Source organism: Streptococcus dentapri (assembly GCF_042649885.1).
GTDB lineage: Bacteria > Bacillota > Bacilli > Lactobacillales > Streptococcaceae > Streptococcus > Streptococcus dentapri.
Window position 1 is genome coordinate 1 of sequence record NZ_JBHSAC010000086.1, and the last position, 10238, is coordinate 10238.

General features: G+C 41.7%; 9 protein-coding genes. 1 reads left to right on the forward strand and 8 read right to left on the reverse strand.

Features of this window, described 5'->3' with window-relative positions; translation table 11 throughout:
• Positions 1–134 precede the first annotated feature (134 nt).
• Positions 135–2237 (reverse strand): AAA family ATPase, encoded by a 2103-nt coding sequence (locus tag ACFOSE_RS09490; RefSeq protein ID WP_380432760.1) that lies wholly within the window; start codon positions 2235–2237, stop codon positions 135–137.
• 422 nt (positions 2238–2659) lie between these two features.
• Between ACFOSE_RS09490 and ACFOSE_RS09495 the strand changes: the two genes are divergently transcribed.
• Entirely contained in the window at positions 2660–4147 is a 1488-nt protein-coding gene (locus ACFOSE_RS09495; protein ID WP_380432762.1) for a KxYKxGKxW signal peptide domain-containing protein, read from the forward strand.
• Between the two features lie 431 nt (positions 4148–4578).
• Here the strand turns inward: ACFOSE_RS09495 and ACFOSE_RS09500 are convergent, their stop codons facing one another.
• The 7 genes from ACFOSE_RS09500 to ACFOSE_RS09530 form a co-directional block, all read right to left on the reverse strand.
• Positions 4579–5298, reverse strand: coding sequence for a MerR family transcriptional regulator (locus ACFOSE_RS09500; protein WP_380432764.1), 720 nt, complete (start codon positions 5296–5298; stop codon positions 4579–4581).
• A gap of 529 nt (positions 5299–5827) precedes the next feature.
• The gene (locus ACFOSE_RS09505) at positions 5828–6925 is read right to left on the reverse strand and encodes a nucleotidyltransferase (RefSeq protein ID WP_380432765.1); all 1098 of its coding nucleotides are present in this window, start codon (positions 6923–6925) and stop codon (positions 5828–5830) included.
• A gap of 25 nt (positions 6926–6950) precedes the next feature.
• Positions 6951–7622, reverse strand: a complete 672-nt coding sequence (locus ACFOSE_RS09510) for a hypothetical protein (RefSeq protein WP_380432767.1) — start codon at positions 7620–7622, stop codon at positions 6951–6953.
• 13 nt (positions 7623–7635) lie between these two features.
• A complete protein-coding gene (locus ACFOSE_RS09515) occupies positions 7636–8370 on the reverse strand; it encodes a class I SAM-dependent DNA methyltransferase (RefSeq protein ID WP_380432769.1) in 735 nt (244 codons plus the stop codon).
• A 54-nt stretch (positions 8371–8424) separates the two neighbouring features.
• Positions 8425–8778: a ribosome silencing factor gene (gene rsfS / locus ACFOSE_RS09520; protein WP_380432771.1), complete on the reverse strand. Its 354-nt coding sequence runs from the start codon at positions 8776–8778 to the stop codon at positions 8425–8427.
• Between the two features lie 30 nt (positions 8779–8808).
• The gene (yqeK, locus tag ACFOSE_RS09525; protein WP_380432773.1) at positions 8809–9408 is read right to left on the reverse strand and encodes a bis(5'-nucleosyl)-tetraphosphatase (symmetrical) YqeK; all 600 of its coding nucleotides are present in this window, start codon (positions 9406–9408) and stop codon (positions 8809–8811) included.
• The gene (locus ACFOSE_RS09530; RefSeq protein WP_380432774.1) at positions 9408–10040 is read right to left on the reverse strand and encodes a nicotinate-nucleotide adenylyltransferase; all 633 of its coding nucleotides are present in this window, start codon (positions 10038–10040) and stop codon (positions 9408–9410) included. Before ACFOSE_RS09530 ends, yqeK begins: the two co-directional genes overlap by 1 nt.
• Between the last annotated feature and the right edge of the window lie 198 nt (positions 10041–10238).

A 10238-nucleotide genomic window follows, 5' to 3' on the forward strand; every position in this document is an offset into this window, starting at 1 on the left:
AGTCTCCTTTAGGATTTCTTTTAGTGTAGAACACTTTATAAATTCTGTCTAGTTTAGTGTAACCTATTCATTTTGTCACAGGCCACAAAAAACTCCTACCCATTTGGGCAGGAGTTTTGGGAGGAATGTAGAGGTTAGGCTGCTTGAATGACCAATTTACCATCAACCATGTCAGCTTTAAGATGTTTGACATCAATGTGATCTAGGTAAAAGTCAGTTACCTTGTCACGGATTTCACCTTCAATGACACGGCGTAGTGGACGAGCACCCATGGCTTCATCGTAACCTTCTTCAATCAGATAGGCTTTAGCAGCGTCACTCACTTCAAGAGTAATGTCTTTCTTAGCTAGGGTTTGATTGACTTCAGCCAGCATCAATTCAACAATTTCTTTCAAATCTTCCTTAGAAAGATGAGAGAATTCGATGACAGCGTTAAAACGATTGAGAAACTCTGGACGGAAGAATGGCGCTAATTTATCTCTGAGGCTGAGCTCTTCACCTTCTTCTGGCGCAGCTCCAAAGCTATATCCAGCGTTAGATGTTGCAATGATAACCGTATTCTTGAAGTTGACTGTGTTACCCTGACCGTCAGTCAAACGACCATCATCAAGAACTTGAAGCAACAGGGTAATAACTTGTGGATCAGCCTTTTCAATTTCATCAAGCAAAATGATGGAATAAGGGTTGCGACGAACACGTTCAGTCAGAGTGTTAGAGTTATCATCATAGCCTACATAACCGGCAGTTGTACCAATCAATTTAGAAACAGCTGTGCGGTCGCTGTATTCTGACATATCCAGACGGATAACTGCATCCTTGGTACCAAACATATCAAGTGCTAACTGTTTCGCCAACTCGGTCTTACCGACACCAGTAGGTCCAACGAATAAGAAGCTACCGATTGGACGGTTGCCTTCGTCAAAGCCAGCACGGTTGCGGCGAATCGCCTTGGCAACTGCCTGCACTGCTTCATCTTGACCGATAACCTTGCCTTTGAGACGATTGTTTAGTTCTTTCAAGCGTTCAATATCTGAAGCCCCCATTTGAGAAACCGGAATACCAGTCAATCGTTCAACGGCCTGAGCTACATCATTGACGCTAGCCACAACCTTTTGATTTTCGGTATGGTTGTCAATTTGTTTTTGTAGCTCGTCAATCTTGACTTTTTCTGCCAGAGCAGCTTCATAGTCTTCCTTGTCAGCAGCAGCTTGTTGACGTTCACGAGCAGCTTCTATATCAGCTTCCAAGGATTTAACATCGGTCACTGGATGTTGGGCAGCCAAGTGAGCGGCGGTCACATCTACCAAGTCAATGGCTTTGTCTGGCAGTGAGCGTTGTGGCATGTATTGAATAGAGTAGTCTACAGCAGCCTTCAGAACTGATTCAGGCAATTCCACATTGTGGTGTTGTTCATACAGTGGTTTAATACCTTCGAGAATTTTCAGAGTATCCTCGGCAGAAGGGGCATTGACCTTAACCTCATTAAAGCGACGTGCTAGTGCTGCATTCTTCAAGATAGTATTGCGGTATTCATCTTGAGTGGTTGCACCAATAACGGTCAATTCACCACGAGAGAGAGCAGGTTTGATGATATCTGCCAACCCTTTAGAACCTTGACCATCGCCGGTGCTACCAGCACCTAAAATTTGATGAATCTCATCAAAGAAGAGAATAATGTTACCAGCTTCCTTGACTTCATTGACTAAGTTTTGAATGTTTTCTTCAAAAGCTCCGCGATACTGTGTCCCTGCTTCCAAACCTGAAATATCAATGGAAATAAGTTCCTTATTCTTGATAGCTGCTGGAACATCACCGTTGACGATAGCCTGAGCCAATCCTTCAACAACAGCGGTTTTACCAACACCAGCATCACCAACTAAAACAGGATTGTTCTTGGTTCGGCGAGCCAAAATCTCAGCTGTATCTTGAATTTCTTGATTACGACCAATAACTGGATCCAAATGCCCTTGACGAGCTTCTTCAGTCAAGTTGCGTCCCAATTTTGCCAAGATACCATCTTGCTTAAGTTGTCCCTTACCTGCTTGGACAGCTTGTTCTTGTGCCGATTCACTAACAGGTAGGTGCCCAGTTTGACGGTAATATCGGAACTCTTCTGGTGTTACTTCACGACCGTTGATTCGATAACGGCGAGTTTCGCTATTGAAACCACCCATGTCCCCCATTAAGCGGTTGAAAATGTCATCCATATCATTAAAGTTATTAAAATTGTTATTCATATCTGTTCCTCTTTACTTTCTTTTTTGACCTTTATTGACCTTTTGTTTAAAAAATTGTCAATATATCTTGCTGAATTCGGCTCTCAAATTGTGACAATCAGTCTTTTCTCTCATGAAGAAAACATCATTGTCACCCTCCTTAAACCTTATCAGCATCTCCTTTTTCAGGGACTCCTTTTCCCTGTGACTATATTATACAATATTGGTCAGTAAAGGTCAATGTTTTTTTAACTTTTTTTGACTTTTTCTTCTTTAGAAATTAAGGCCAGGGCGCCATTTAACTATCTATTTACAAATGAAAACAAATATCACAGACTAATTACAATTCAGTTATTTTAAAGGAAGTATAGAAATCGTTGCCAAACACCGTGTTATAATGCCTCTGTAAGTTAAATGCTTATGAATAGAATGGAGGAACTCTTATGGAAAAGCAAACACATTTTAAACAACACAAAGTTAAAAAGCACTGGGTGACTATCGCAGGTACTGTCACACTCTTGGCTGCTTCTGTCCTAGCAGGAGCTGTCGTAAACGCTGATGAAACTGTGGTAAGCGACCAAGCCCAAGCAAATACTGAACAGGTGGTTGAACAACCCGTTGCAACAGAGACTACTCCAGCACAAGATACAATAACTGAAACCGAGCAGACATCTGCTCTAGTGGCTGAACCACAAGATCAGAAAGCCCTTCAAGCCCCCGTTAATGGGCAGCAAGCCCCTCAAGAAACACCTAAGGTAGCTTCAGATGACCAAAGACAAACTGAAGAAGCTAAGCAAGCGACTGAACAAAATGACAAAGCGACTGAGAAGCAAGACCTCCAAGTGGATAATCAGGTTACTGAGCAACACAGCCAAGTAAATGAAAATCCAGAAGCCCAAGCGAATGATCAGGTAGTTGAACAAGCAAGCCCTGAACAAGCTGTTGATTTGAAAATTCAGGCTCCAAATAACAGCCAAGCAGCTCATTCATTCAACGAAAAAAACGGCAGATGGTACTTTCTCGATGCCAATAAACAAAAGGTTACTGGCTGGCAGACAATCAATGGGCAAAAACTTTATTTTCATAATAATGGCGAGCAAGCTAAGGGGCGGGCTATCGAGATTGATGGTGCAACCTACTATTTTGATCAAGACACTGGGAATATGTGGACCAATCGTTTTGCTCAAATAACAAACTATGATCATTATAATTCAAAATACCCTGATTGGTATTATTTTGGGGCAGATGGTAAAATGCTTACTGGTTGGCAAACTATCGAGGGCAGAAAAATGTACTTCATTACCGCTAATGACGCCAAAGACACCCCATATTTTAAACGTTTCGAAGGGGCTCAAGTTAAGGGACGTCTTCAGACGATTGACGGAAAAGACTATTATTTTGACCAAGACAATGGCGGTATTTGTCCAAATACCGATGTAACCATAAACGGCATAACCTATCAGCTTGATGAAAATGGTGTTGCCAAGAAAATAATTGAGCATCCAGAAGATACACAAAAAGGAGGGCATTTTGAACTAAAAGACTTTTACCAGGGTGAATATTCTGCTCATTATAAGTCTTGGGTTTATATTGGTCAAGATGGCCTGCCAGTTACTGGTCAACAAACTATCAATGGTAAAAAACTTTTCTTCTTCGGTGGTGGCGAACAAGCTATAGATAGATTTGCGTGGCACAATGGCAACACCTACTATTTCGATGAGAATGGCGAAATGGTTACCAATCAAACAGTCGAAATCACTCGTGGTAATTCTTCAATGTATAGCGGCTATCAGCCAGAATATAATGGTTGGATTCATATAAGCTCTGACGGAACTGCTGATGACGGTTACAAAAACATTAACGGCAGCAAATATGTCTATAAAAAAGATGCCAACGGTAAGTGGGATTGGGTGAAAAAAGAAGCTAGCTAATGGCTTAAAAATTTATTTTTCTAAAATTTAAGCTTCATCAATAAGAAAACGAGCAAATTTTCCTTGCTCGTTTTTTCATAGACAATTGTTTGCGTTTTAAACAAATCGTTAGAACCAATGGTTATTATAATAAAGCCTCAGCCAAAACTTTATCAAACCTATGAATATCACTATCTGTCCTGCACGTGTCCATAATTCTACTTCTCAATAAAGTCTAATATCCAGCATTTTCTGTAAACTACATAGTGATGGGCTGGCAAGGTTGAGAATAAATTTTAATTTTTCATCAACTAGTCTTTGTCCATCACGTGCAATCATTTATTCGTAAAAAGAACAATGTCTCTAATCGTTTTATATACTGCAATCGCTATCTCTGAAACTAGCGCAAAACTTAGTCATGAAAGCATGAATTCTAAATTTCTACTGCCTCCTTATTTTTGACAGTAGCTGTCAATAGCTCTGGCAGCAAAGTCTGCTGTGCCGATACCCCCAGCTTGATCAATACTAGTTTTAAAGCGATTGTCTCCTGCATACATTCGCCCAAGTCCAGCTAAGATTTCTGGGGTACACTCGTAAAAATGACTGCTGATGTAATCCTGCAAAACCCTAATTTGTTCCTGAACTTGGCTATCATCAGCCGCTAAATGCTTAAGCTGACCGATCTGAGCAAAGATCATCATGCCTTCCTGACTGATTTGGGCAAAATCTTTCTCTGATGTTCTGTCTTTGAATTCCTGATAGGCTGATGTATCTCCCCATTTTTTCTTAGCTTCTGCCTCGAAAGCTTCTAGCTCCGCTTTGTCAAATGCTTTAAAATTCATCATATGTCCTCCTTGTTTTTGCAGATTTCGGGCATAGACAATCAAATCATCCAAATGCTGGCGTCTAAGTTCCAAAAGCCTAATCTGGTCTGTCAAAGCAACAGCCCTGTCATAATGATTGCTGTCCAAAATCGCCTTAATATCTTTGAGAGAAAATTCTAGTTCACGAAAAAGTAAAATCTCCTGCAAGCGTTCCAATGCCCTATCGTCATAAAGCCGGTAACCTGCCTCTGTCGTTGCTGTTGGAGGCAAAAGTCCAACTGCATCATAATGATGTAAGGTGCGCACACTTACACCGCTTAGCTGGCTGACTTCCTTTACTGTTTTCATGAGTCTCGTCCTCCTCTCACAGACTATTGTAGACCCTTACGCAAGGTGAGGGTCAAGGGAAATTTTCAATTTTTTGTTATTTTCGGCATCTATTCAAAAATACCTCCGCTGTCTTGTATACATAGATGACAACTGACATATTTCAAGCAAACGAACTTTAGAATGTAATAAAAAAGAGGTTGAAGCACCAACCCCTTCAAGCATAGACCGAAGTACTACACCTCAATTCGATAATTTTATTATATCATAATCTTGTTATTTATTAACTTTTTCGTAAATAATCCACGACAAAACGCATGGAAGATGCTAATTGTTTTTTACCAGATTGGAACTTTTTTAAATAAGTTTTTTAGATATTTTTCACGAATCATACTCAAATAGAATTTCTTTCGCCTCACACTCATATTCTTCAACGTCACCTATTCCTCAGGCAGATTCGCACTAGCTAACTTAATCTATGCCATACCTCGTAAAGTTTTAATTGACATTTTTTTGTTTTATGCATGCACAATATCTCTTGGATATCACCCTATTTATCCTTTACTCTAATCGGTACTCGTCCCCAAGTTTGCTCTGCAATTTTTGGATTTCCCAGTTGGTAAACTCGGTCAGCTTTCTGGGTCAGAGCATCCCATGGCTGTGAGCCTATACGAGAGATAAGCTGGGTCTTATCTTTAATGTCGGCGAGGTGTTGGCGTCCCTGCTCCGTAAAACCAAGGATGTGGACAGCTTGGGGCAAATCAGCTTCACGCACACCTATTAAGATATAGGTCAAAAGGCGGCGCACACGCGCCCTAGTATAGCGTTTGGTAGCAACAGCTTCAACCAGCTCATCAACTGTGGTTGCTGTTTTAATAGCCCTATGAAGCCGACTGGCCAGTTCATCATTGACTTGGACAATGCTGGTCAGATCAGAATTGGTTAGCATCTGATACTTGAGTAAGCCAAAGTAATCCTCCCAAGTTACCTGTGGCTTATTGAGGATAGCGCTAGCGTTTGGTACAGTTTGCGCCACAAATTGGCTGTCACTCATATGCTGCCGAATAGCCGTCGCCGAAGCAATTCCCTGAGTTTTATTCTGTGAATGAAAACTAGCTCCCACGCGCTGGATAGGCTTCAATTGGATATTTTTTCCTGCACAAGCCTTGGCATAGGCCAGACCCAAGATATGATTGGGAGTGTTGCCTGAAAAATCGACATCAGCAAAATGTTTCCACATGAGCTGCGTTTTCTGAGGATAGCTGAGCTCATCGCTTAAGCTTGATAGATACTGCTCCATCTCCTCCTGCTTGTTCTTATAACTTTCAGAGAGCTTCTGGTAGTCTAACCTTTCTTCGCTACCAAAAGCTAGGGTGTCAATCCCCAATTGAGATAAGATAGCAACAGCTCCTTGGGCAAAGTAGTCAGCTGACTGAACAGCTACCAAAAAAGGAAGCTCAACAACTAGGTCGGCTCCATTTTCAAGAGCCAGCTGAGCCCGTGTCCACTTATCAATAATGGCAGGCTCCCCCCGTTGGACAAAATTGCCAGACATGGCAACGATTTTGACGCCGTCAGCTTGATTCAAAAGATATTTGTGTCCATTATGAAAAGGATTAAATTCTGCGATGATTCCTGTAACTGTCACGAAATCTCCTTTCTAGTTTTACTCTTTATCCCAGCAGCCAGGCTCCTGAAAACCAATAAACAATCAAATCCGCTACAAATACTAATGCTGCAAGAAAGATAAGTCCAGTCACTGCATAGTTGATGGGCTTTTTGTATTTTTTATAATAAGTATTGAACTTATCAATAAACACATGATGTTTATTAAACACGATTGCTAAAAGGAGAAGAAACAGCGGCGCTTGACTAATGAAAACCCACAAGAGGTTATACAAAATAGATAAGAGCAGATTATTGACTTGACCGGATAAAGCGAGAACCGCTAGGAAAGTTGGGTCAGTCAGAGCTGTAAACATCATAAAAACTGCCGCCGCATAAACACCTCTACTGTTCTTTTGACCACTCTCATTTTCCTTCTGTTCCTCAGTTGACAGACGCTTCATCCCCCAGACAGTCAGGATAAGGATAAGCGCTAGGTTAATCCAAACCCAGACAGTATTAGAAAAATTATCAATTGAACTGGCTAAGTCGGATAAACCTCTTCCAAGCAAACTTGACAGGATAAAGCCTAAAACGGCTGTACCAAAGAGAACCAAGCCTCCGTAGAGATAAGCCTTTTTCTTGGACAAACCAGCTGCCTGCATAGTGACAAGCAGCATCATACCGACAGGATCAATTCCAGCGAGTCCCAAGCTAATAACAAAAGCCAAATTATTCATAAGCTGTTCCTCCTTATTTTTCACACACAAAAAACCAGCGTTTGCTTGTCTCTGTCGGTGCTTCATCCTCAAAGTCTGCATAGACTTGCACCTTTTTAAAACCCGCCTGCTCCAGCAAGATATCGTAGGTCAACAGCTCATAAGTACGCTCTTCGTGAACTTCATCATAGCGGGTAAAGCGACCATCCTCGTCTTGAATGAAAAAGGTTAATTCATGGACAACCGAGTGCGGTGCCTCATCTTCATAAGTATCCCAGACCATAGCAAAATCTTCCGCATTTTCATGATAGGAATAGCCCGGAAAGACTTCGTCGGTCTGATAGGTCGAATGGACATCAAAAATAAAAGTACCACCGCTCTTCAGATGCTGGTAAACCTGTTCAAAAACATCACCAACCTCAACCTCATCCTGCATATAGCAGATGGAATCTGAATAGCAGGTCACATAATCAAATGTCCCGACCGACGACAAATCCAGCATATTTCCCTGCACAAAGGAAATATCAACGCCGGCTGTCTGCGCCCGCTCATCTGCAATATTCAACATTTCTTGGCTGAGGTCAAATCCTGTCACCTTCAATCCCGCCTGAGCAAAGCGTAGAGACTGGATCCCCGTCCCACAGGCTAATTCTAGGAGTTTTTTCTTATCTTTTGGAAAATGGCGGAGCGAAAAGTCCGTCCACTGATTATACAAGCTATCATCCATAATTGCATCGTAAACCGCTGCGAATTTTTCATAAGTGTTCATTTATTATCCTTGCCATGGTATAAAATAAGGTAGGGAAATCCCAACCTCTATTTTTTATGCCTGATAGGTCGAAACATCCACGGCTGGAGCTTCGTGCCAGAGTTTTTCAAGATTGTAGTGCTCGCGCTCATCTTCAGTAAAGATATGCACAACCACATCATTCAAATCCAAAAGAACCCAACCGGTCTTGCTATCACCTTCAATATGGCTGGTATCACCACCAGATTCCTTAACTTTCTCACGAATATTATCAGAGATAGCTTCTAATTGGCGGCTATTCATACTGCTAATAATAACAAAATAATCTGTCAGACTGGTCAAGCCAGCCAAATCTAAGGCAAGGATATCCTCACCACGTTTTTCGTCCGCAGCGCGGACAACCAGTTCTAATAATTCTTCTTTAATCACATTCATTCCCTTTCGATATAATACTCACTGCTAGCTTTTATCCTGAAAATACTGACAAAAGGTGTTATAAGTTTCCAAGGTTTGAGGAAAAATAGACCGCGCTTTATGAGCCAGATGTTCCATCGTATGGACTGTTTCATAGGCAACTGCTCGGTCTAAGTTCTGCTGCGCTAGAACACGCGCTTTCTCAACCAAGGGGAAATGGCGATTGCGCTCAATATAATCAGCCACATAAACAATCTTATCAAGAGTCCCCATCTGAGAGCTACCTACTGTATGAATTTCAATACTGTGCAGAATTTCTTGGTCAGTCACACCCAGATCCTCCTGGATTTTGTAAATACCAACCATACCGTGCCAGATATTATTGCCCCATTTTTTCAGCTCTGGATCCAATTGGTATTTGTCAATCAGGCGTAGAAATTCCTCATCCGGTAACTCTTTAGCATAATCATGCAAGAGCCCCGCAAGACCTGCCTTTTCAGTATCATAGCCATAGCGCTCTGCTAGTTGGATAGCGGCCTGCTCAACACCTAAAACATGTTCAAACCGTTTGGGACTCATGATTTGTTGCATTTTAATCAAAAGGCTGTTGCGGTCATAACCCTGACCTAAAAATTGTTCATACATTAGCGATAAAGACCTGCTTTCTTAATATAAGCTAGCACAGACTGCGGTAACATAAAATTAGGCGTATGCCCCACTTTAATCAGCTCCCGAACGGTCGTGGATGAGATGTCCATCAAAGGAACATCAACCCAAATGACCGGATAGGAAGTTCCCACCTTGTATTTGGGACGCTGGACTCCAACGAACTGCACCATCTCAACCAAGTCATCAATACGGTGCCATTTGGGCAAGTATTCTACCATATCAGCGCCAATGATGAAATAATAATCAGTGTCGGGATTGGCCTGCGTCAACAACTGCATCGTATCATAGGTATAGCTAATACCTTTACGCTCCAATTCAACCGTCTCAATATCCAGACCTTCAATACCGTTGATGGCTAATAATAGCATATTGAGACGGTGCTTTTCATCAATGGTCTCCTTCTTATCAACATGCGGTGGAATAAATTCTGGCATGAGCAGAACCTCGTCCAATCCTAATTGCTGACGCACCTGATCTGCGACAACCAGATGAGCATTGTGAACGGGATTAAAATTGCCGCCTAAAATACCAACCTGTTTTCGACCTGTTTCTTCGACTGTTTCCTCCAGCTCTACCTTGGTAAAGGGAGTTACTAAATCAAGTGCCATAGCATTCTCCTCGTATCTTATCGCCCTTCATTATAGCATAATTGCAGAGAAAAGAAAAAGGAACCGGAACAAAGAAGTTCTAGTCTCCTTTTTAATCTCTAACAAACATAAACCACACAGGAGTCCCTCACCCTACCAAGTCCAAGGCGAGGGCTTGTAATCTTCTGTGCGCTTCATAAAAGCATTTTTCTCATCCGC

Coding starts and splice junctions, on each gene's coding strand:
- ACFOSE_RS09490 (WP_380432760.1), bottom strand. CDS start 2,237: ATGAATAACAATTTTAATAACTTTAATGATATGGATGACATTTTCAAC.
- ACFOSE_RS09530 (WP_380432774.1), bottom strand. CDS start 10,040: ATGGCACTTGATTTAGTAACTCCCTTTACCAAGGTAGAGCTGGAGGAA.
- ACFOSE_RS09515 (WP_380432769.1), bottom strand. CDS start 8,370: ATGAACACTTATGAAAAATTCGCAGCGGTTTACGATGCAATTATGGAT.
- ACFOSE_RS09495 (WP_380432762.1), top strand. CDS start 2,660: ATGGAAAAGCAAACACATTTTAAACAACACAAAGTTAAAAAGCACTGG.
- ACFOSE_RS09500 (WP_380432764.1), bottom strand. CDS start 5,298: ATGAAAACAGTAAAGGAAGTCAGCCAGCTAAGCGGTGTAAGTGTGCGC.
- yqeK (WP_380432773.1), bottom strand. CDS start 9,408: ATGTATGAACAATTTTTAGGTCAGGGTTATGACCGCAACAGCCTTTTG.
- ACFOSE_RS09510 (WP_380432767.1), bottom strand. CDS start 7,622: ATGAATAATTTGGCTTTTGTTATTAGCTTGGGACTCGCTGGAATTGAT.